This is a genomic window from Arthrobacter sp. 2RAF22, from assembly GCF_052115325.1.
Lineage (GTDB): Bacteria > Actinomycetota > Actinomycetes > Actinomycetales > Micrococcaceae > Arthrobacter.
Genome location: NZ_JBFRGL010000008.1, coordinates 1 through 20547 on the forward strand (window position 1 = coordinate 1; position 20547 = coordinate 20547).

The following is a 20547-nucleotide window of genomic DNA, read 5'->3' on the forward strand; positions in this document are numbered from 1 at the left end:
GCCCGGATCTGCTGGCTGGGCTACGGCGAACGTGCCAAGGCCGGGCTGCTGTTCAACCAGCTCGTCGCCGAGGGCAAGGTCAAGGCCCCGATCGTGATCGGCCGGGACCATCTGGACTCCGGCTCCGTGGCCTCCCCGTACCGGGAAACGGAGTCCATGAAGGACGGCTCCGACGCGATCGCCGACTGGCCCCTGCTCAACGCCCTGACCGCCGCGTCCTCGGGGGCGACCTGGGTCTCCATCCACCACGGCGGCGGCGTGGGCATCGGCCGCTCCATCCACACCGGCCAGGTCTCCGTCGCCGACGGCACCGAGCTCGCAGCCCAGAAACTCGAACGCCTCCTCACCAACGACCCCGGCATGGGCGTCATCCGCCACGCCGACGCCGGCTACGACCGCGCCATCGAAGTCGCCCACGAACGCGGCGTCCGCATCCCCATGGAAGAAAGCAAGTAGGAACACCCCGATGACAACCATTACCCACGAACCGCTGACCGTTACCCTCGGCTCCAGCGGAGTCACGCCGGAGGACGTCGTCGCCGTCGCGCGCTACGACGCCAAGGTGACCATCTCCCAGGAAGCCCTGGACACTGTTGCCAAGGTCCGCGCCCACATCGACGGCCTCGCGCACAGCGAAGTTCCGGCGTACGGCGTTTCGACGGGCTTCGGCGCCCTGGCCAACCGCCACATCCCCAATGAACTCCGCACCCAGTTGCAGAAGTCGCTCATCCGCAGCCACGCCGCAGGCATGGGCCCGGCAGTGGAGCGCGAAGTGGTCCGCGGCATCATGTTCCTGCGTGCCAAGACCCTGGCCTCGGGCCGCACGGGCGTTCGTCCCGTGGTCCTGCAGACCATGGTGGACGTCCTCAACGCCGGCATCACCCCGGTAGTCCGTGAATTCGGCTCCCTGGGTTGCTCGGGCGACCTCGCTCCGTTGTCCCACTGCGCTTTGGTCCTGATGGGCGAAGGCGAAGCCACCGGCCCCGACGGCGAGCTCTACGGCGCCGCCGGAAAGAAGCCGGTTGCCGAACTCCTCGCCGCGCACGGCATCGAGCCGGTGGTCCTCGCGGAAAAGGAAGGCCTCGCGCTCGTCAACGGCACCGAGGGCATGCTCGGCATGCTCCTGATGGCCATCGCCGACCTGCACCTGCTGCTTACGACGGCGGACATCACCGCGGCGCTCAGCGTCGAGGCGCTGCTCGGCACCGACCAGGTGTTCCTGCCTGAGTTGCACGCGGCCCTGCGGCCCCACCCGGGCCAGGCCGCAAGCGCGGACAACATGCTTCGGGTGCTTTCCAACTCGCCGATCGTCGCTTCGCACCGCGTCAACGACACCAAAGTCCAGGACGCGTACTCGCTCCGCTGCGCACCCCAGGTGGCCGGCGCGGTCCGCGACACCGTGACGCATGCCGAACTCGTGGCCTCCCGCGAGTTGGCTGCAGCCATCGACAACCCCGTGGTGCTCCCGGACGGCCGCGTGTCCTCCAACGGAAACTTCCACGGCGCCCCGGTGGCGTACGTCCTGGACTTCCTGGCGATCGCCGTGGCGGACCTGTCCTCCATCGCCGAGCGCCGCACGGACCGCATGCTGGACCCGGCCCGCTCGCACGGACTCCCGGCCTTCCTCGCAGACGATCCCGGAGTGGACTCTGGCCTCATGATTGCCCAGTACACCCAGGCCGGCCTCGTCTCGGACAACAAGCGGCTGGCCGTCCCGGCGTCGGTGGACTCCATCCCGAGCTCCGCCATGCAGGAAGACCACGTCTCCATGGGTTGGCACGCTGCCCGCAAGCTCCGGAAGGCCATCGAGAACCTGCGTCGCGTCCTGGCCGTGGAACTCGTGACGAGCGCCCGCGCCCTCGACATCCGCACCAAACTGTCCGGTGGAGAACTCACTCCGGGGCCTGCCGGCACCGCCGTGATCGAGGTGCTGCGCGGCGTCGTCGACGGTCCCGGAACTGACCGTTTCCTCTCACCTGAACTGGAAGCGGCAGACCGTCTTGTAGGCGCTGGCGAGGTGCGAACGGCCGCCGAATCCGCCGTCGGAATTCTCGCCTGACGCCGAACAAAATACTGTTCGAGTGAACAATAGGAAGCGCCCCGGAAATGTTTGGCAATACGTGCCCCGGGGCGCTTTCTGTGTAGTAGAACTTATGGTGTACGGCATGTCCACGCCGACGATGTCGTGGGCCTACCGGGGAATATCCGTTACAACTGAAAACAACGAACATCCACAAAGGGGTAGAAGTTCAATGAAGGCACGCGGGACAGTCCTGTCCAGGCGAATCGCACAGTCCGCCGTCGTTTCCAACTGGGGAACGTTGAAGGTGGGGGAGCGGATCGAAGTCGTAAGGCACGCACATGTGGTCGCGGCGGGGGAGGTGCAGGAAGTCTCGGGCAGCGGCAACGTTGTGTGGCTTGAACCCGCAGGACCTGGCGCCGATGAAGCCGCCAAACAGCTTTTCATGAAGTCCGACGGCGTGGAGTTGCGCCGGGTGTAGGGACTCCGCAAAAACCGGGTTAAAGGACCGGGGCTTGTTTCCCATTCCGCGCCGTCTTGGCGTGGTCTGGAAAACAAGCTCCGGTTTTCTTGTCTGTACCTATTTCAGGGCCTGTCCTTAGGCGGCGAGGACCTCACGGGTCTGGCCGAACGGGACGGACTCGTCCAAGGCGACCGTGTAGCTTCCGGGCTCCCGGCGGGTCACCAGGATCCCGCAGCGGCCGTCTTCGGCAGCGGCTTCGATGAGCGTGCTGACGGCTTCGTCGAGTCCGGCATGGACTTCGTCGACGGACGCAAAGGACAAATGGATCTCGTTGTTTTCTATCGTGGCAGTGCTCATTGGGGGCCTCCTTCTGCAGGATGCCGCGTTGGGGAGCGGCAATTCCTGCATAAAAGATAGCAAAGAGTCGTCGGATGTCTGTCATTCTGGGATCTGGATCACCGGCGTACCATCGCTCGCAAGAGCTTCACGGCCACGGAGAGTGCGGCTATATCCACCGGGCCGGGCTTGATCGCTTCCTTGATGGTGTCCTGGATGCGGGCGAGTTGTTCGATGTTTCCGCGTTCCCAATCCTGGATCCTTCCTATGGGGTCGGCGCTTGCCTCGGGGGAGCGGGGAGTGTGCCGGACCACGGCCTTGGTCATGTCGGCAAGGACCAGATACATGTCGTCGCGAAGGGCTGCGCGCGCCAAGGCCTCCCAGTGGGTGTCCCGCGGCAACAGCGTGATGTGTTCCAACAGGGGGATAGCCGAGATCCGTTCGAACACGGCGAAGTACACCTCGGCGACGTCCTCAACGGGCTCCTGCAATTCCTCGGCAATCGCGGAAATGTCCAAAAGGCCGTAGCTGACCAGGAGTTCCGAGGCTCGAAGGCCCAGCTCGTGTGGCAAGCCCACTGAATCCGAATGGGCAAGGCGCGTCAACGAGTGTTGCAGGTTGATCCCGTGCAGGAAGCGCGTGAAGTTCGCCCGCATCAGCGACATGGGCCGCTCGAGCCGGGCGAAGGCGTCCGCAATGGGCTTGTCGCGGAAATCGTGGGTGACGTACCAGCGGGTGGACCGGTCGAGGAGCCGGCGCATGTCCAGGGCCACGGCGCATCCATGTTCGCTCGGGACGCTTGCCGGTACCCGCGCGATGGCTTCAGTGACCGAATCGAAGTCCCAGATTCGGCGCATGACCACGAATCCGCGCGCGACCGCGGCCGCCGAAACCGTGGTCTCCTCCATGGCGCGGAACGCGAAGGCTATGCCGCCGAGGTTGATCATGTCGTTGGCCACCACAGTGGCAACGATTTGGCGGCGCAGGGGATGCGTGGAGAGGTCCTCGCCGAACCGTTCCGAGAGCTGACGGGGAAAATAGTCGCGCAGCGTTTTCGAAAACCATGGATCGTCCGCGAGCCCGCCCTCCGTCAGTTCCCGCGCGAGCTCGATCTTCGCATAGGCCGCCAGCACGGCGAGTTCAGGTGAGGTCAGTCCAACTCCGGTCCTTACTCGCGCCTGGATTTCCTTGGTTGTCGGCAGGCATTCGAGCTCCCGGTCCAGGTCCGTGGCTGACTCGAGCCAGTCCATGGTCCGTTCGAAGCTCGGGCTCCACTCGAGGACCAGTTGCCTGTCATTGAGGAGGAGGACGTTTTGGTCAACGTTGGTTTTCAGCACGAGCCTCCCCACTTCGTCCTGGAGTGAGTGCAGGAATTTCGTCCTTTCGTTGGGGGACATCTTGCCTGCGGCGATCATCCGGTCCAGGAAGATCTTGATGTTTACCTCGTGGTCCGAGCAGTCCACGCCGGCGGAGTTGTCGATGGCATCGGTGTTTACGCGGATTCCAGCCAGCGCAGCCTCGATCCTGCCGCGTTGGGTGATGCCGAGATTGCCGCCCTCGGCGATGATCCGGGTACGCAGTTGGGCGGCGTCCACCCGGATGGCATCGTTTGACTTGTCTCCGACGTCGGCATGGGTCTCGGCGGAAGCCTTGACGTAGGTGCCGATCCCACCGTTGTAGAGCAGGTCGACGGGGGCCGTGAGGACGGCCCTGAGCAGCTCAGGCGGGCTCATCGCCGTCGTGCCCTCCTCCAATCCCAAGGCGAGGCGGACAGGCTCGGTGATGCCGATTGATTTGTCGGCCCGGGAGAACACTCCTCCACCGGGACTGAGCTTCGCGGGGTTGTAGTCGGCCCAGGATGAGCGGGGGAGCTTGAAGAGCCGTTTCCGCTCGGCGAAGGAAATGGCCGGGTCCGGGGTGGGATCCAGGAAGATATGCCGGTGATCGAAGGCCGCCACAAGCTTGATGTGGTTCGAGAGCAGCATTCCGTTTCCGAACACATCGCCGCTCATGTCGCCGATGCCCACCACGGTGAAATCCTCGGCCCGGGAGTCGATGAGCAACTCACTGAAATGGTGCCGCACGGACTCCCAGGCGCCGCGGGCCGTGATGCCCATCTGCTTGTGGTCATAACCCACGGAACCGCCGGACGCGAACGCATCGCCCAGCCAGAATCCATACTCTGAGGCGAGGTCGTTGGCGATGTCGGAGAACGTGGCTGTGCCCTTGTCCGCGGCGACCACAAGGTAGTAGTCGTCACCGTCGTGCCTCACCACGCGCGCCGGCGGGACGACGCGCTCGGCAACCAGATCGTCCGTGATGTCCAGTAGTCCACGAACGAAGATCCGGTAGCTTTCCTGGCCCTCGGCCAGCCAGTCCGCCCGGTCTTCGGCGGGGTCCGGGAGTTGTTTGGGGTAGAAACCACCCTTGGCTCCGGTGGGAACAATGACGGCGTTCTTCACGGTCTGGGCTTTCACGAGCCCCAGGACCTCCGTGCGGAAGTCCTCCCGGCGGTCGGACCAACGCAAGCCGCCGCGGGCAATGGCGCCGAACCGCAAGTGGACGCCTTCCACGCGTGGCGAGTAGACCCAGATTTCGAATTGTGGCCGGGGTGCAGGTGCAGCCGGGATGGAGGAGGGGTTCAGCTTGAAACTCAAATACGGTTTGTTGAGGTAAAAGTTAGTGCGCAGGGTGGCCTCCACCAGGCTCGCCAGGGAACGCAACAGGCGGTCGGCGTCGAGGACCGGTACGGCGTCGATCGCTTCGGCCAGTTCCTTGCGCGCGGCGTTGGTGGCTTGCGTCCGCGAGCTGTACTTGCCGCGGTCCGTTTCGAACAGGTCGCTTCCAGCCGCCATCTGCTCAGCAGGCGTCTTGTCAGCGGGCGCCGGCGCCCGCAGTTCAGGATCGAACAGATCGGGGTCGAACCGGTCCGGATCGAACTTCGCCTCGAAGAGCGAAAGCAGAGCGCGGGTTGCCCGCACATTCTCACGAAGTGTATCCGCGATGAACCCGTACGAATTGGTGCTCCCCAGCTGCCGGAGGTACTTCGCATACGCGCGCAGGATGGCTGTCCGCCGCCAGTCGATCCCCTCCCGGATGACCAGGGCATCGAAGGCGTCGGACTCCGCATCTCCCCGCATCGCGGCACAAAACGAAGCGGCCAGGAGCTCGCCCGTTCGCACGGGATCAACTCCGCGCGGATACACGAGGCCAAGGTCGTAAAGGAAGAAGGACCGCCCGTCGGCACGCTGCACGTCGAACGGCCGCTGGTCCAGGACGCGCAAGCCTAGGTTGTGGAAGAGGGGCAGAATCTGGCTCAGGCTCTGCGGGTGGGTCAAATAGAGCCGAATCCGCGCATCCTCGGCGAGGACAGCGGTTCCCGGGCGCCTGTAGACGGTGAGCAGCGGGTCCGCGGTGTCGCCGTCGGCCTGGTCCCCGTCCATGGGCGCGAAACCCTCGAACCGGACGATGTCCTGAACGGCGTCTTCCACCTCGTAATCGGCCTTGTAGCTGGCCGGAAAGGCGGCAGCCCATTGCCGGGACAGCCGGGCGGCCTCGTCTGCTGGGAACCTTGCCCGCAAGGCTTCGTCCAGGCCTTCCGCCCAGGACCGCGTCGCGGCGATAATCCGCTGCTCCAGTACCGCAGGGTCGACGACGGCGGGCGCCCCCTCGCGTGGCAACAGGACCCGGAAGAACACCCGGGCCATGGCGGATTCGCCCAGGCGGAGCTCGAACTCGATGGCCCCGGAACCGAAGGCCTCGCGAAGTTCGCGTTCAATGTTGAGCCGGACGGCCGTGCTGTAGCGCTGCCGCGGCAGGAAGACCAATGCCGTCATGAAGCGGTTATGCGAGTCCGGACGAAGGAACAACCGGGTGCTGTGCCGTTCTTGGAGGCGCAAGATGTCCCGCGCGTGCTCCGCCAACTGCCCGGCGTCGATGTGGAAGAGCTCGTCGCGCGGATAAGCCTCCACCACGGCCAGGAGTTCCTTGCCGCGGTGTGATGCCGGCGGGTAGCCGAACGTCCGCAGTACCTCGTCCACAGTGTCCCGGATGACGGGAATCTGGAGTGCCGAACGGGACGCCGAGCTGGGAGCGAAAAGGCCGACCCAGGTGCGCTCGCCGATCTTGTCAGGCCCGCCCAGGGTGATTTCGTCGAGGTAGGCACGCCGGAGCACCGTCGAGCGGAGCGTCGACTTGGTGAGCGTCAGGAGGGGCTTTGCGCTCGGCCCACCTTCGGACGGCCCACCTTCGGGCGGCCCGGCCTCGGGCGGCCCGGCCTCGGACGCGTCGGCCGCCACCTTCCGGAGCAGTCCGAGACTCCTCCGGCCGCGGTAGCCGAGGAACACGAAATTCCCGTCGTCCAGCCAGCGCAGCAACTCCCGGACCTCCCCGCCGCCGGACAAACCCGCCAAACCCCCGATCTCGTCGGCAAGTTCCTGGTGGATGGCAGCCGCGTCTTCCGCCGCGGCCCGGACATCGCCAAGGACGCTCTGCAGCCGTTCAACGAGGTGTTCGGCACTCGTTTCGTCCGGAAGCCGGGAAATCTCGACGGCGATCCAAGCCTCCGTCAGCGGCCCCCCGTCGTCGTGCTCCAGAGGGGTGACCGGGACGGAAGGCTCGACGCCGGACGGCAGTCCGGTCCGCAGGGGGCCGCGGCGGACGTCGGTCAGGCGGTGGGTGGCTGGATCCCGGGTGACGGTAAAAGTGGGGTGGACCAGGAGCCCGATGGAGGCGTTGTCCCTGGCGATTTCCGCAGTGACCGACGGTACGAGATAAGGCATGTCCTCGGTGACAATCGCTACGAGGCTCGCGTCGGCCTCGTTCAGGACGCCGATCACAGCTTGCCCGGGAGCCCGCCGTTCAGCCAATGAGCGGTGGTACCGGGCACGCTCGAGGAGCGTGTCCGTGGTGTAGTTGCGGACATCATCATCGGCCACGTGTTCGTAGTAGTCGGTCAGGAATCGGTCCGGGGCGCCGGGGGCAGTGCCTCCCAGGGCGTGGTCCGCGGGCTCGATCCTGGGTGACATGTCGCTGCGCCTCCGCTGCGCAAGGAGCGGCCGTGCTGTAGCGGTCGGCGAAGTCCTGCGCCTGATTTCATGATGGCTGGCGCGGGGCGGGCAGTAAACCCCTGGAATGCGCCGCGAGATGGCACTTCGCGTCAGTAATTGCCGTGAACTGCCATCTCGCGGGTGGTGATGAATCGCCTAGCGCTTGACGGCGTCCAGCTTGAGCATCTTGGCGATGACGCCGTCGAGCTCGGAGTCGTCGAAGATCTTCTTCCAGTCGTCCTTGATGATGGTGTCCTTGCCGTACTGGATGGCGATTTCGCAGGCCTCGGAGAACGGGTTGGAGCCGCGCAGGGCGTTGGTCAGGGCAATCTGCACGTGACCGAACAGCATGGCCTTGGCTGCTTCTTCGGGGACGCCGGCGGTGTGCACGGTTTCGTGGAGGGCTTCGTTGAGCAGGGTGCCGATCATGCAGGCCACGGTCTCCACGAGGGTGGGTTCCAGGATGGCGAGCTGCTTCACGGTGACCCAGTGGACGTCGATGACGGGGGCGTAGATGGTGCGGATGGTCGCCTCGGCTGCGTCGCGGGTTGCCGCGGGTGCGTCCTCATCGATCGCTGCCACGACGTTCTGCGGGGCGCCCTGGCCGCCGAAGGTGTCGGCCCATTCTTCCTTGGTGGTCCGCTCGAGGAACACGGAGGGGTGGCACGGGTGGGCGACGGCCTGGACGACGTCGTCGCGCTTGGCCAGTAGTCCGGCGTAGGCGGCGGCCGGGTCCAAGGTAAGGAGGATCGAGCCGGGCTTCATCTGCGGGACGACGCCTTCGGACACGATGCCCAGGACGGTGTCCGGCACGGCGAGGATGACGACGTCGGCGCCCTTGACGGCGTCATCCGTTGCGGTGATCTCGCGGCCCTCGGCGCGGACGCGGTCCTGGCCGGCGGCGGAGTTCTCGCTGTAGGTGACGGTGTGGCTGCTCTTCTGGAGGTTGGCGGAAACGCGCATCCCCATCTTGCCACCGGCTCCAATAACGGCGACGGTCAATTGTTCTGCTGACATTTCACTTGCTCCTTAGGAATTCGAGGCTTTGTTGGGTCCACTGGTTTTCGAGGCGGATGGTTTCCGCCTCGGAGTCCTGCCAGGGCAGCCAGTGTTCGACGATCTGGTTGATGTTTCTTTGCGAGGGCTGGATCTTGCCGGCCATGTAGTCGTAATCCAGGAGGCCTTCGCCGAGCGGCGCGCCGGAGTACGTGAACCCGACCCACCCCTCCTTGCGGCTGAACGCAAAGTCTTTGATGTGCATGTTCAGGACATAGGGCGCGACGGCGTCAATCACCTCGCGCGGCATCTCCAGCGCCGCGACGGTATTGGCGGGGTCGCTGCAGATCCCGAGGTACGGGCTGTCCACCCGGCGGATCACGTCCAGGATCCGTGCGGTAGGCACCTGTTCGTAGGTTTCGACGGCGATCCGCACGCCTGCCGCTTCGAAGGCCGGCAGGACCTCGGTGAAGATCGCGGTGGCTTCGTCGGCGTCGGGCGCGTGGCCGGGGACGTTGAACATGGTCCTCAGTAGCTCCGAGCCAAGGATCCGGGCGATGTGCAGGAACTTGCGCAGGTGCTCCGGACGGATGCCCTTCGTACCGAGTTCCAGCGTGATGCCGAGGGAGTCCGCGGTTGAGCGGACGGCGGCGAGTTCGTCGTCGGACATGTGCTCGACGGGAGCATAGTCGCAGATCTGGAACAGCTCGACGCCCAGGTCCGCAGTGCAGGCCAGCGCGTTGTGGATGCTCAGCGGCGCCGAGACGGCGTCCGAGAGTTGCCAGAAGAACGCGTAGCTGCTCAGGCCGATGGTCGAGCTCATACTGTCACCCCTTTCCCAACAAGGCGTGCGGCAGCCTCGTCCAGGATGGTCTTGAGGGCTTCCGGATCGTGCGCGAAGCGGCCGAGGAACAGGCCGGCAACGGACATGTCCAACTGGCTGATCAGCCCGGGGCCCGCGCTGCCGCCGTAAATGACACGGCTCCCGGCCTGTCCCGGCAACGAGCGGAGGTGCTCGTCGAGGCCGCGGACCACGGCGCTGATGTATTCGGGCGTCGCGGGTTCCGGCGCGCCGATGGCCCACTGCGGTTCGTAGGCCACGATGGTCCGGCCTGCGGGACCGAGCGATTGCGCCCGCTTGAGGGCGGCGTCGATCTCGGCGGAGCAATGGGCGATGGCCTCTTCGGCTGAACCGGAGTTCAGTTCGCCGACGCACAGAACCGGGGTGAGGCCGTTGCGGTAGGCTGCCGCGGTCTTGAGCCCGATGACCCGGTGGTCCTCGCCGAAGATCCTGCGGCGTTCGGCGTGCCCGATTTCGACGTAGCTGCCGCCGATCTCGGCCACCATCTTCCCGCTGACCTCGCCGGTGTATGCGCCTTCGTCTTCCCAGAAGATGTCCTGCGCGCCCGTGGCTGCGCCGGACGTTTCGAGGAGTCGGCCGGCGTCCGCTAGAACGGGGAAGGCCGGCAGGACGAACAACTCGACCTCGCCGCTCCGGACCGCGGGATGCGCGGCCGCGATGGACGCCACTTCCCGGCAGTATTCGAGCGTGCGCTCGTAGCCGAAATACATCTTCAGGCTGACGCCGATGATCACCTTCTCATTCGTCCCGCCGACGGCGGGTTTAGCAGGAAGTGACACCTTCGTAGTCCTTAATAAGCGTGACTTTCTCGGCGGAGGCTGAGGACTCGTCGAACGTGTAGGTGAGCCACTCCTTGGCGAGGCGGCGGGCAAGTTCCAGGCCGACGACGCGCTGTCCGAAGGTGAGGACCTGCGCGTTGTTGCTCAGGACGGCCCGTTCCACGGAAAAGCTGTCGTGGGCGGTGACGGCGCGGATGCCGGGGACCTTGTTGGCTGCGATGGCCACCCCCAGCCCGGTGCCGCATACCAGCAGGGCACGGTCGGCCTTGCCTGCGGCGATGAGCTCGGCAGCAGCGATGGCCACGGACGGGTACGGGGTGTGGCTGACGGCATCCACCCCGACGTCGGTCACGGATTCGACCAGTTCACTGGCCTCGAGGTCGGCCCTCAGGGCTTCCTTGTACTCGAATCCGGCGTCGTCCGATCCGATGACCAGGCGCAGTTTGGTGCTCATGCTGTCTCCTTCATGCTGTTTTCGATCGTGTTCTCCTGGAGGAGGGACTCGTGGATCGCCTTGACGATCAGGGCCATCGAGACTGCTCCGGCATCCGGGGTGCCCAAGCTCTTCTCGGCATGCGGGCGGGCGCGGCCCATCAGCGGCAGCAGGTTCGCGGTTGCCTCGGCGGCCTGTTGGGCAGCCACGACGGCGGTGCCCCACGCGTCCGTCAAGGACCGGCCGTCCTGCACGCCGGCTTCGAGGGCGTCGCGGAACGGGACCAGGACGTCCACCAAGGTTTTGTCGCCCACCTTGGCTTTGCCGAAGTTCATGATGGCCGCGGCGGCGTCTGCCACGCCGGTGGCGACAGCACCGCCGTCGGGCGCGTTGGCGTCGCCCAAAGCGTCACCGACGGCCCGCAGTGCCATGCCCCAGAGCGCGCCGGAGGTTCCGCCGGCCTTATCGGCCCAGGCATCCCCGGCGAAGTGCAAGGTGGTGGCCGCACCGGCGCCGCGTACGACGGCGTCTGCCGCGGCTTCCACGGCGGCGCGGACTCCGCGTTCCATGCCGATGCCGTGGTCGCCGTCTCCGGCGATCGCGTCGATCCTGCCAAGTTCCTCGGCGTTCGCGTCGACGACGTCCTTGGCGGCGCCAAGTGCGGCGAGGACGCGGACGGCGGCCGCGCGGGACTCAGCCGAGGCGGCAGGGATGGAAAGTTCGCCGTCGGCCAGCCCGCCGTCGTCGGCCGCCAGCGCCTGGGCCGTGACCGCGCCGCGGCGGAAGGCCGGGGCGTCGGCCGGTGCGAGCCAGAGTTGTTCGAGTTCCTCGTCCAGCCAGAAGAGGGTCAAGGATGTGCCTGCCATGTCGAAGCTGGTCACGAGCTCGCCCACCTGCGGATCCACGACGTCGAGTCCTGCCTCAGCGAGGAGCTGCGCGACGCGGCGGTACACGACGAACAGTTCTTCGTATTTCACGCTGCCCAGGCCATTGAGGATCGGGACGACGCGGGCACCACTGATCTGGACACCCTCGGGGATTTCGGCAAGGAGCTTGGCGACCATCAGCTCGGCGAGCTCATCCGCCGTCGGGATGTCCGTTTCGCCGATGCCTGGTTCGCCGTGGATTCCCATGCCCACCGCCATCCGGCCCTCGGGGACGGTGAAGAGCGGCCGCTCCGCGCCGGGCAGCGTGCACCCGGTGAACGCGACGCCGAAGGAACGGGTGCGGTGGTTGGCGCGTTCGGCGATCTGCACGACGTCGTCCATGGTGTAGCCGGCCTCGGAGGCTGCGGCGGCGACCTTGAAGACGGTCAGGTCCCCGGCAATACCCCGGCGCTTGTGCATCTCGCTTGCGGGGGCGGAGGAGATGTCGTCCGTCACGGCGATGCTGCGGCAGTCGATTCCCTCCTTGCGGAGCTTCTCCTGCGCCTGGGTGAAATGCAGGACATCCCCGGCGTAGTTGCCGTAGCCCAGGAGCACGCCACCGCCGTTGTCCGACGCCTTGGCCACGTTGTAGACCTGCTGCGCGGACGGCGAGGCGAAGAGGTTGCCCATCGCTGCGCCGTGCGCCAGGCCCTGGCCGACGAGCCCCCCGAAAGCCGGGTAGTGGCCCGAACCGCCGCCGATCACCAGCGCTACCGTGCCGGGAGTGCTCCGGGTGCTGCGGGCCACGCCGCCGGAGACGCGCCGTACCCAGCGGCCGTGCGATGCGACGAAACCTTCGATCATTTCGTCGGCGAAGGCTGCGGGTTCATTGAACAAGCGGGTCATGCGGAACTCCTGGACCTGTCGGTGGAAATCATGGTGAGAACTGGCGCCTGCCTGGGGGCAGGCCGGCCGGGCGGGGCGGCGGTGTGGCTGCGTGGTGTGGCGTGGGACGGTAACCCAACTGACTAGCAGTTGTTGTCGTTATGAGGGCTCATAACGACAACAACTGCGAGTTAGTTGGGCGGGCCGGGCGCGGGTTAGGGCTGGGTTTGCTGGCTGGCGCCTGCGGGATCCAGAGCCTCGGCGGGGGCGCCTTCGCTGGCTTCTCCCCGGCGGCTGAGGACGACCATGAGGATCGAGGAAAGGAGCATGAAGCCACCCACCACGAACATGGGCACCACGTAGCTTCCCGTCCAGTCCTTGAGCCAACCCGTGATGTAGCCGGCGCTGAAGCCTGCGAGGTTGCCGACGGTGTTGATCAGCGCGATTCCGGCTGCGGCCGCCGCCCCGGTGAGGAACTGCGTGGGCACCGTCCAGAAGTTCGGCAGGGCCGCGAAGATGGACATGGCGGTGATGGTGATGACGGCGATCGTCGCGGCCGGGGACCCTGCGAACAGCGCCAACGGAATGCTGACGGCGCCGGTCAGCGCGGGAAGCGCGATGTGCCACGTCTTGACGCCGCGCTTGGTTGCGTCCCTGGACCAGAAGTACAGGGCGACGGCGGCAGGCAAGTACGGGATGGCCGTGATGAGGCCTTGCTGGAAGACGTCGAATTTCGTGCCGAACTGGGACTCGAAACCCTTGATGATGGTCGGCAGGAAGAACCCGAGGGCGTAGAGGCCGTAAATGAAGCCGAAGTAGATTAGGGAAAGCATCCAAACGCGGCCGTTGCCGAACACGGTGCGGACGCTGACGTGCTTGTTGATGGCAGAAGTCGCCGCCTTTTCCTTGTCGAGCGCACCGGTCAGCCAGGTCTTTTCCTCCGACGTCAGCCACTTGGCCTTGGCGGGGGAGTCTGCCAGGTAGAACCAGGAGATGACGCCGATGGCGATCGCGGGGATGGCGACACCGAAGAACATGAACCGCCAGCCCTCAAGGCCGAAGAACACGCCGTGCTGCTGGATCAACGCTCCGGCCAGTGGAGCGCCGATCACCGTGGTCAACGGCTGTGCCAAGTAGAAGAGGGCGAGGATCTTGCTTCGGTGTTTTGCGGGGACCCAGAGGCTCAGGAAGAGGATGGCGCCGGGGAAGAATCCGGCTTCCGCCACACCCAGAATGAAGCGCAGGACGTAGAGCTGGTCCACGTTGCCCACCCAGGTGAACACGAGGGACACAATGCCCCAGCTGACCATGATTCGGGCCAGCCAGCGGCGCGCGCCGAACTTGTGCAAAGCAAGGTTGCTGGGAACCTCCAGCAGGATGTAGCCGATGAAGAAAACTCCGGACGCGAAACCGAACTGCGCTGCGGAGAGCGCCAGGTCCTTGTTCATGCCGTTCGGGCCGGCGAACGAGATGGCCGTCCGGTCCAGGTAATTGATGAAGAACATCAAGGCGACGAACGGCACCAGCCGGTTCGCGACTTTCTTGATGGCCGATCTTTCGACCACCGATTGTGTGGTGTCCACATTGACTCCTAGAGGTTGCCGGAGCGCGTTGTCCTTCTGTGGACCAGGCGGCTCGGGTTTTCTTAGTGCCGATCCGTGGACTTCGATGCCTCAGGACCGAGCTAAGCGTGTGATAAAAACCATAAACCCCAGGGAGTAAATTGGTCAACCGGTTGACTGATCTTAATTTTCGCGCGCCGGATTCACGTGACCCCCGCACCTACGAATTCGGTGCGGGAGAAATTGGTCATCCGGTTGCTACGCTGTGAAGATGTCAGCGAATTCCGCCGCCGCAGCGGCCCATATGACGGCAGCCCTTGCTCCGATGGAGCACGGCTCCGTCGTCTCCGAGGTCGCCGAGAGGTTGCTCGCGTACTTCACCAGCGGCGACATAGCGGCGGGAACCCGGCTCCCGGCCGAGCGCCAATTGGCGGCTTCGCTCGGCGTCGGGCGTTCGGCGGTTCGCGAGGCGTTGGCCGCGTTGGAAATCCTCGGCATCGTCATCGTCCGGCCGGGGTCCGGAACCTATTTGCGCGACGGCGTCTCCGAACTTCTGCCCCGCACCCTCAGTTGGGGACTCATGCTCGGCGAGCCGCGCACACGCGAACTCGTGGAGCTGCGCAGTGGATTGGAGGTCCAAGCGGTTCAGTTGGCCGCGGCCCGCATTACCGACGAGGCCCTGGAGCGCATGCGAGCCAACCTTGATTCGATGGAGGCCGGGCTGGATAACCTCGCGGTTTTCGTCGAGGCCGACGCCGCGTTCCATAAGGAAATCGCGTCCGCTTCCGGGAACCAGGTCCTCCAGGAACTCCTGCAGAGCATTAGGTCGCTCTTGCGAATCTGGGTGGACCGGGCACTGACCGATGAAGGCCATGCCGCCGCCGCGCTCGCCGAGCATCGCGCGATCTTCAAGGCGCTCGAGTCCCGGGACGCCGCCTTGGTGACAGAGGCCATGGTCTCGCACATGGGCACAGCGTCCCGCCGCCTGCTGGCGGGCTACGACGCCGCCCAATAGCTCGGCCCCTGGGCGTTTCGCCCCAGGACAACACACGAGACGTGGTGGCGGGATTCGAACCCGCGTGCGCTGCTTTGCAGGCAGCTCCCTGGCCTCTCGGGTACACCACGTGCATCGAGGTTAGGCAGGCCGCGGCGCGCCAACCAATAATGGTTTCGAAACCTTTCGCCGGGTTGCGTGGCGTTGCTCCAAGTGACCTACCGCGACGCGAACCGCAGCGCGTGAGTTCTCAAATATTGGTCAACCGGTTGACTCATCGCATGGCCCGCATCACAATTGATTCCAATTACGCCTACTTCCGTCCTCGCTGCAAAGGCCCGCTGTGCTCAACGACGAAAACCACGCCAGGCTATTCGCCCCATCGGAAACGGTGGAAGCAGCAGCTTGGGGAGCCGAGCTTCGCAACGATGAACTCTCGGACATCACGTTCAACGGCATGCCAGTACTGCGGGCCATTCGCGCAGTGGTCCGCGATCACGACTGGCGCACCCTCGTGCCCACGGTCAGCAGGGTCGCGCAACACTCCCGCGACGGCGGTGTCACCCTCCTGCTCGACATCGACTTCGCCGGTTTCGGCTCCAGCTACACCGGCGAGCTCGCCATCCACTTCACGAAGAACAGCGTCAAAGTGACGTTCGACGGCGTCGCTCCCGCTGCCTTCCGCAGCAACCGGATCGGACTCGTGGTGCTGCACCGCCCCGACGACGCCGGCCGCGCGGTGACCATCGGCAGTCCCGGTGGCGCCAGCACGCCGTCGTTCTTCCCCGTGGACATCAGTCCGCACCAGCCCTTCATGGACCTTTCTTCCATGGAGTGGGAGCGCGACGGAACCCGGTTCAGGCTCGACTTCCACGGCGACGTCTTCGAGACCGAAGACCAACGGAACTGGACAGACGCTTCCTTCAAGACGTACAGCACGCCGCTGTCCAAGCCGTTTCCGGTGGAAGTTTCCGCCGGCGATCGCGTCCACCAGTCGGTGCTCCTGACGGTGACTCCCGGGTCCGCCGCGCCGTCGTCAGTTCGGCAGCCAGAAAGTGTCCTCACCGTGCTCGACGGCGGCACGGCCCGGGTGCCGGCGCTTTCGGTTTCGGCTACTTCGGCCACAGCACCCAGAACCCGTTCCGAGCCCATCCCCGGCCTGGACGCCCTGCTTCTGGAGCTCGTGCCCGGACCGGACACTGAGCGCACGGTCCGTGGGGCCGCGGATGAGGCAACGGACCTGAACGTTCCGCTGGATGTGCGGCTCTCCGTCGATTCGCCGCAGCGCATCGGGGAACTCCTCGAGCTCCTGCCCTTGGACAATGTGCTGCGGCTCGCGGTGTTCGACGCTTCCAGCCACGTCACGGAGCCGGAGCTCTGGGCTGAACTCAGGGATGAGGCTCGGCGGCGCGAATTTGGCGGTGCACTGCTTGCCGGAGCGCGGTCGCACTTCACCGAGCTGAACCGCAGCGCGGATCGCCTCCCCCCGGACGCCGACGCCGTGTCCTTCAGCATCACGCCGCAAATGCACGCCACCGAAGTGCCACACGTCGTGGAGACCCTGCCGATGCAGCGTCTTGTCGCGCTCAATGCCCTCCGGATCGGCCCGGGGCGGCCGCTGCACCTCGGCCCGGTGACCCTGAAGGCGCGGTTCAACGCCGTCGCCACAGAGGGTGACGATGCGGCAGCCGAAGCCATGGCCACGGACCCGCTGCAGCCCGAGGGTTTCACGGCCGCTTGGCTGCTGGGCAGCATCGCAGCGCTCAGCGTTCCCGGCGTCGAATCCGTCAGCTATTTCGAGGCAACGGGACCGCGCGGGATTCGCGGACCCGGCGGCCTCACGCCCGCGGGCGAGCTGCTGGCCGCCCTCCCCGCCGTGCGCGGGTGCGAGGTCCTTGAGGTAGCTGGCGAGGTGCCCGGCGTCGTGCTGTATCCCGTGCGCGACGGCGGCCGGACGGTTTTGTTTGCCGCCAACCTCACTGCCCAAGCGCTGAGCGTCGTCGTCCGGCTCCCGGGTAGCCACACCACCAATCTTGAATTTGAGCCGTGGACTGCGGTTGTCCGCCGCGTCGACTGAACTGAAAGAGGAACAACAATGAGCAAACGGCTGGACGGCAAGACCGCCCTTGTCACGGGAGCAGGCTCCGGCATCGGACTGGCCGTGGCCCAGCGTTTCGTCGCCGAAGGCGCCCGCGTGTACTTCGCCGACATCAACCTGGAAGCCGCCGAGAAGGCTGCCGCTGTCACGGGATCAGCCCTCGCACAGGCTTTGCGCATGGATATCTCGGACGAAGCCAGCGTCATTGCGGCCTACGCTGCCGTGGCGGAAGACGGACCGCTCGACGTCGTCGTGGCCAATGCCGGGGTGCAGTTGTTCGGGCAGGACGCCCGTGTCGGGGACCTGGACTTGGCGGTTTGGGAAAAAACCGTCGCCATCAACCAGCGCGGGGCCTTCCTCACACTCAAGCACGCAGTCCGGGCCATGGAAGGCCGTGGCGGATCGATCATTTGTACCGGCAGTCCCACCGCGGTGGTGGCCTGCGGGCAGACCTTCACCGCGTACACGAGTTCCAAGGCCGGGGTGCATGGCTTGGCCAGGGTAGTGGCGGCTGACTATGCCGCGTCTGGAATCCGGGTCAACACCGTAGTGCCCGGTTACACCGAGACCCCGCTCGTGCAGACCATCGCGGACGATCCCGTGAGCCGTGCCGGCCTGGTCAACTCCACGATGCTCGGCCGGCCCGGAGCCGCGGCCGACGTCGAGGGCATCATGGTGTTCCTCGCCAGCGACGATTCCGCGTACGCCACTGGCGGGCTGTTTACCGTGGACGGCGGCCTGACGGCGCTGTGACGCGGGGCGACTGACCCACCCAACTAGCTAGCAGTAAGTGTCGTTTTGAGGGCTCATAACGACACTTACTGCGAGTCAGTTGGGTGGGCTAGAAGCTCTCGGTCGTGACGGCGTTGAGGTAGGCCGCGACTTCGGAGGGCATGTCCACGGAATCGTTGTCGAGAAGCCACTGGACCTGCAAGCCGTCCATGAGCGCGGTCAGCTGGCGTGCCGCTGCGGCAGGCGCGACGCCGGGCCGTAACGTGCCTTCGTCCGCCATGTGCGAGAAAGCATCGCTCAGCAAGCCGCGTACCCGCTCGTACCGTTCAAGAAAGTACTCGTGGGCCGGGTGCTCGGGGTCAGTGGCTTCCGCGGACAGTACGCAGTACAGCGCCACGAGGCCTGGGATGGTGGTGTTGTGCCGGGTCAGATCCACCATGGCGTGCAGCAAGTCCGCACCCTTGGCATCCAAGGCCCCGGTGTAGATCGCGGACTCGTCGTCGCGGAAGGTCAAGACTGCCTCAAGCAAGGCTTCCTTGCTGGGAAAGTGGTGCAGGAGCCCTGCTTGGGTCAGGCCCACTTTGTCCGCCACGTCCTTCAGCGAGCCCGAGCGGTATCCCGAGGATGAAAAGACGTCGAAGGCGGCCTTCAGGATTTCCTGCCTCCGGGCCTCCGTCTTGGCATAAGTCCCGCGGCGCCCTCGGCGCACCGTTTCGGGCTGGATGCCGCCCGCCGTCTCTTTCATGGATCAACCCTAACAACGTCGATTTTCAATAAGTCCATCAATTGGTCAACCACTGTGCGCATCGTCACATTTCATAACGATTCAAAAAGTTCGGCTAAAACCTAGTGGTCACTAGGTTTTTGATGTTACGGTCTTTCCCAATGGCCGTCCATGGTGGACGCCACTGATCGTGAAAGGGACCAACGATGTTCCGATCCAAGCGAATGGCCGCAGTCATTGCGGCTGTTGCCCTGGGGCTCACTGCTTGTGGTGGTGGCGGAGCCGCCGCCCCCCAGGACCAGTCCTCCCAAACCCTGACCCTGGGCGCGCTGTTGGCGCCCAAGACCTTCGCTGCAAACCAGTCCGAGTTCGCCAACCTGTCGCCGTTCTACCAGGCCGTGTACGACACTTTGATCCGGATGAAGCCGGACGGCTCGCTCGTGCCGATGCTGGCCAAAGACTGGAAGTACAACGCGGACAAGACCGTCCTGACGCTCACCCTGCGTGACGACGTCAAGTTCACCGATGGCACCCCCTTCAATGCCGACGCCGCGAAGCAGAACCTTGAGCGCTTCAAGGCAGGAACGTCTCCGGATGCACAGTTCATGGCGGCACTGAAGACTGCCAAAGCCGTGGACGCAACCACGCTGGAACTGACCCTGTCCGCCCCGGACCCGGCGTTCCTGAACTACCTGTCCAAGGACGCGTCCTTCATGCAGAGCCCGGCGTCCTTCGGCAACGCCGACATCGCCACCAAACCCGTCGGCTCCGGTCCGTATGTGCTGGATACCGCCGCCACCGTGACCGGCACGTCCTACAGCTACCACCGCAACCCGAATTACTGGGACAAGAGTTTGGTGCACTACGACAACCTTGTCCTCAACGTCTACGGTGACCAGACCTCCCTGCTGAACGCCATCAAGTCCGGACAGCTCAACGCCGCCAACACCGCCGACAACAACACGCTCACGGAGATCCAGGCTGCCGGGTACAAGGTCAACCCACTCCAGCTGAACTGGGCAGGGCTCATCCTGTTTGACCGGGCCGGAACCACCAACCCCGCGCTCAAGGACATCCGCGTCCGGCAGGCACTCAACTACGCCTTCGACACCAAGGCGATGCTGCAGTCAATCGGCCAGGGCTATGGCGAGCTGACCACCCAGGTGTTCCCGCCGTCGTCGGCTGCCTATGACAAGTCCCTGGACTCCCGCTACGCCTACAACCCTGCCAAGGCCAAGGAACTGCTTGCCCAGGCCGGATACGCCAGCGGGCTGACCCTGAAGCTGCCGTCCTCGGCGCTCATGGGCAACACCCTCCCTGCGCTCATCACGCAGCAGCTCAAGGACATCGGCATCACGGCGGAGTTCACGGACACGGGCAACAACTTCATCGCCGACCTCCTGGCACCGAAGTATGGCGTGAGTTACATGATCCTGGAGCAGCAGTCCGACTGGCAGCTGATCAACATGAAGATCGCTCCCGGTGCCCCGTGGAACCCGTACAAGTACGAGGACCCGAAGGTGGACGAGCTGATCAACAAGATCCATGTCGGTTCTACGGATGAGCAGACGGCCGCCGCGAAGGAACTGAACAAATACATCGTGGAGCAGGCATGGTTCGCTCCGTGGTACCGCCCGCAGTCCAGCTTCGTCACCGACGCCAAGACCAAGGTCGAGGTCCAGACGGGTAACGCCTACCCGTTCATCTGGTCCTTCTCTCCCGCCTCCTAGCGGACAGCCGCCGGGACCG

15 protein-coding genes, 1 tRNA gene and 1 pseudogene are annotated in these 20547 nt (G+C 65.3%); 7 read left to right on the top strand and 10 right to left on the bottom strand.

Going from position 1 to position 20547, the window contains the following annotated elements; translation table 11 throughout:
* From AB4068_RS08465 to AB4068_RS08475, 3 genes and pseudogenes are all read left to right on the top strand, one after another.
* Nucleotides 1–456 (top strand): annotated as a pseudogene (locus AB4068_RS08465) (urocanate hydratase); the annotation flags it as partial.
* A gap of 10 nt (nt 457–466) precedes the next feature.
* The gene (gene hutH, locus AB4068_RS08470; protein ID WP_306960746.1) at nt 467–2059 is read left to right on the top strand and encodes a histidine ammonia-lyase; all 1593 of its coding nucleotides are present in this window, start codon (nt 467–469) and stop codon (nt 2057–2059) included.
* A gap of 193 nt (nt 2060–2252) precedes the next feature.
* Complete coding sequence (locus AB4068_RS08475) at nt 2253–2501, top strand: hypothetical protein (protein WP_059388455.1); 249 nt, start codon at nt 2253–2255, stop codon at nt 2499–2501.
* A 117-nt stretch (nt 2502–2618) separates the two neighbouring features.
* On the opposite strand, the gene AB4068_RS08480 is transcribed toward AB4068_RS08475, so the two are convergent.
* The 8 genes from AB4068_RS08480 to AB4068_RS08515 all read right to left on the bottom strand — a co-directional run bounded on the left by AB4068_RS08480 (nt 2619) and on the right by AB4068_RS08515 (nt 14271).
* Nucleotides 2619–2840: a hypothetical protein gene (locus AB4068_RS08480; RefSeq protein ID WP_059388456.1), complete on the bottom strand. Its 222-nt coding sequence runs from the start codon at nt 2838–2840 to the stop codon at nt 2619–2621.
* 98 nt (nt 2841–2938) lie between these two features.
* Nucleotides 2939–7846, bottom strand: a complete 4908-nt coding sequence (locus tag AB4068_RS08485) for an NAD-glutamate dehydrogenase (RefSeq protein WP_441433147.1) — start codon at nt 7844–7846, stop codon at nt 2939–2941.
* A gap of 177 nt (nt 7847–8023) precedes the next feature.
* On the bottom strand, nt 8024–8884 hold the full coding sequence (locus AB4068_RS08490) for a phosphogluconate dehydrogenase C-terminal domain-containing protein (protein ID WP_441433148.1): 861 nt from the start codon (nt 8882–8884) through the stop codon (nt 8024–8026).
* A gap of 1 nt (nt 8885) precedes the next feature.
* Nucleotides 8886–9686 carry a sugar phosphate isomerase/epimerase family protein gene (locus AB4068_RS08495; protein WP_441433149.1) on the bottom strand — a complete coding sequence of 267 codons (801 nt, stop codon included), beginning with the start codon at nt 9684–9686 and terminating at the stop codon, nt 8886–8888.
* The gene (locus tag AB4068_RS08500; RefSeq protein WP_441433150.1) at nt 9683–10504 is read right to left on the bottom strand and encodes a triose-phosphate isomerase family protein; all 822 of its coding nucleotides are present in this window, start codon (nt 10502–10504) and stop codon (nt 9683–9685) included. Before AB4068_RS08500 ends, AB4068_RS08495 begins: the two co-directional genes overlap by 4 nt.
* Entirely contained in the window at nt 10488–10958 is a 471-nt protein-coding gene (locus tag AB4068_RS08505; RefSeq protein WP_284990433.1) for a ribose-5-phosphate isomerase, read from the bottom strand. The genes AB4068_RS08500 and AB4068_RS08505 overlap by 17 nt, the downstream gene beginning before the upstream one ends.
* Nucleotides 10955–12709, bottom strand: a complete 1755-nt coding sequence (locus AB4068_RS08510) for a dihydroxyacetone kinase family protein (RefSeq protein WP_441433151.1) — start codon at nt 12707–12709, stop codon at nt 10955–10957. Before AB4068_RS08510 ends, AB4068_RS08505 begins: the two co-directional genes overlap by 4 nt.
* Before the next feature lie 194 nt (nt 12710–12903).
* Entirely contained in the window at nt 12904–14271 is a 1368-nt protein-coding gene (locus tag AB4068_RS08515) for an MFS transporter (protein WP_441433152.1), read from the bottom strand.
* Nucleotides 14272–14521: 250 nt separating this feature from the next.
* Here AB4068_RS08515 and AB4068_RS08520 point away from each other — a divergent pair, with 250 nt between their 5' ends.
* A complete protein-coding gene (locus tag AB4068_RS08520) occupies nt 14522–15265 on the top strand; it encodes a FadR/GntR family transcriptional regulator (RefSeq protein WP_284990431.1) in 744 nt (247 codons plus the stop codon).
* 39 nt (nt 15266–15304) lie between these two features.
* Here AB4068_RS08520 and AB4068_RS08525 read toward each other — a convergent pair.
* Nucleotides 15305–15375, bottom strand: a tRNA-Cys gene (locus AB4068_RS08525).
* A gap of 212 nt (nt 15376–15587) precedes the next feature.
* Between AB4068_RS08525 and AB4068_RS08530 the strand changes: the two genes are divergently transcribed.
* A complete protein-coding gene (locus AB4068_RS08530) occupies nt 15588–17321 on the top strand; it encodes a hypothetical protein (RefSeq protein ID WP_441433153.1) in 1734 nt (577 codons plus the stop codon).
* An 18-nt stretch (nt 17322–17339) separates the two neighbouring features.
* Nucleotides 17340–18095 carry an SDR family NAD(P)-dependent oxidoreductase gene (locus AB4068_RS08535; protein WP_441433154.1) on the top strand — a complete coding sequence of 252 codons (756 nt, stop codon included), beginning with the start codon at nt 17340–17342 and terminating at the stop codon, nt 18093–18095.
* 88 nt (nt 18096–18183) lie between these two features.
* On the opposite strand, the gene AB4068_RS08540 is transcribed toward AB4068_RS08535, so the two are convergent.
* Nucleotides 18184–18819 carry a TetR/AcrR family transcriptional regulator gene (locus AB4068_RS08540; protein ID WP_306960756.1) on the bottom strand — a complete coding sequence of 212 codons (636 nt, stop codon included), beginning with the start codon at nt 18817–18819 and terminating at the stop codon, nt 18184–18186.
* Between the two features lie 185 nt (nt 18820–19004).
* On the opposite strand from AB4068_RS08540, the gene AB4068_RS08545 reads away from it, so the two are divergent.
* Nucleotides 19005–20528: an ABC transporter substrate-binding protein gene (locus AB4068_RS08545; RefSeq protein ID WP_441433155.1), complete on the top strand. Its 1524-nt coding sequence runs from the start codon at nt 19005–19007 to the stop codon at nt 20526–20528.
* Nucleotides 20529–20547: the final 19 nt, after the last annotated feature.

What these genes read in the sequence shown, in the direction of transcription:
- hutH (WP_306960746.1), top strand. Translation starts at nt 467, where the DNA reads ATGACAACCATTACCCACGAACCGCTGACCGTTACCCTCGGCTCCAGC.
- AB4068_RS08475 (WP_059388455.1), top strand. Translation starts at nt 2,253, where the DNA reads ATGAAGGCACGCGGGACAGTCCTGTCCAGGCGAATCGCACAGTCCGCC.
- AB4068_RS08480 (WP_059388456.1), bottom strand. Translation starts at nt 2,840, where the DNA reads ATGAGCACTGCCACGATAGAAAACAACGAGATCCATTTGTCCTTTGCG.
- AB4068_RS08485 (WP_441433147.1), bottom strand. Translation starts at nt 7,846, where the DNA reads ATGTCACCCAGGATCGAGCCCGCGGACCACGCCCTGGGAGGCACTGCC.
- AB4068_RS08490 (WP_441433148.1), bottom strand. Translation starts at nt 8,884, where the DNA reads ATGTCAGCAGAACAATTGACCGTCGCCGTTATTGGAGCCGGTGGCAAG.
- AB4068_RS08495 (WP_441433149.1), bottom strand. Translation starts at nt 9,686, where the DNA reads ATGAGCTCGACCATCGGCCTGAGCAGCTACGCGTTCTTCTGGCAACTC.
- AB4068_RS08505 (WP_284990433.1), bottom strand. Translation starts at nt 10,958, where the DNA reads ATGAGCACCAAACTGCGCCTGGTCATCGGATCGGACGACGCCGGATTC.
- AB4068_RS08510 (WP_441433151.1), bottom strand. Translation starts at nt 12,709, where the DNA reads ATGACCCGCTTGTTCAATGAACCCGCAGCCTTCGCCGACGAAATGATC.
- AB4068_RS08520 (WP_284990431.1), top strand. Translation starts at nt 14,522, where the DNA reads ATGTCAGCGAATTCCGCCGCCGCAGCGGCCCATATGACGGCAGCCCTT.
- AB4068_RS08535 (WP_441433154.1), top strand. Translation starts at nt 17,340, where the DNA reads ATGAGCAAACGGCTGGACGGCAAGACCGCCCTTGTCACGGGAGCAGGC.
- AB4068_RS08540 (WP_306960756.1), bottom strand. Translation starts at nt 18,819, where the DNA reads ATGAAAGAGACGGCGGGCGGCATCCAGCCCGAAACGGTGCGCCGAGGG.
- AB4068_RS08545 (WP_441433155.1), top strand. Translation starts at nt 19,005, where the DNA reads ATGTTCCGATCCAAGCGAATGGCCGCAGTCATTGCGGCTGTTGCCCTG.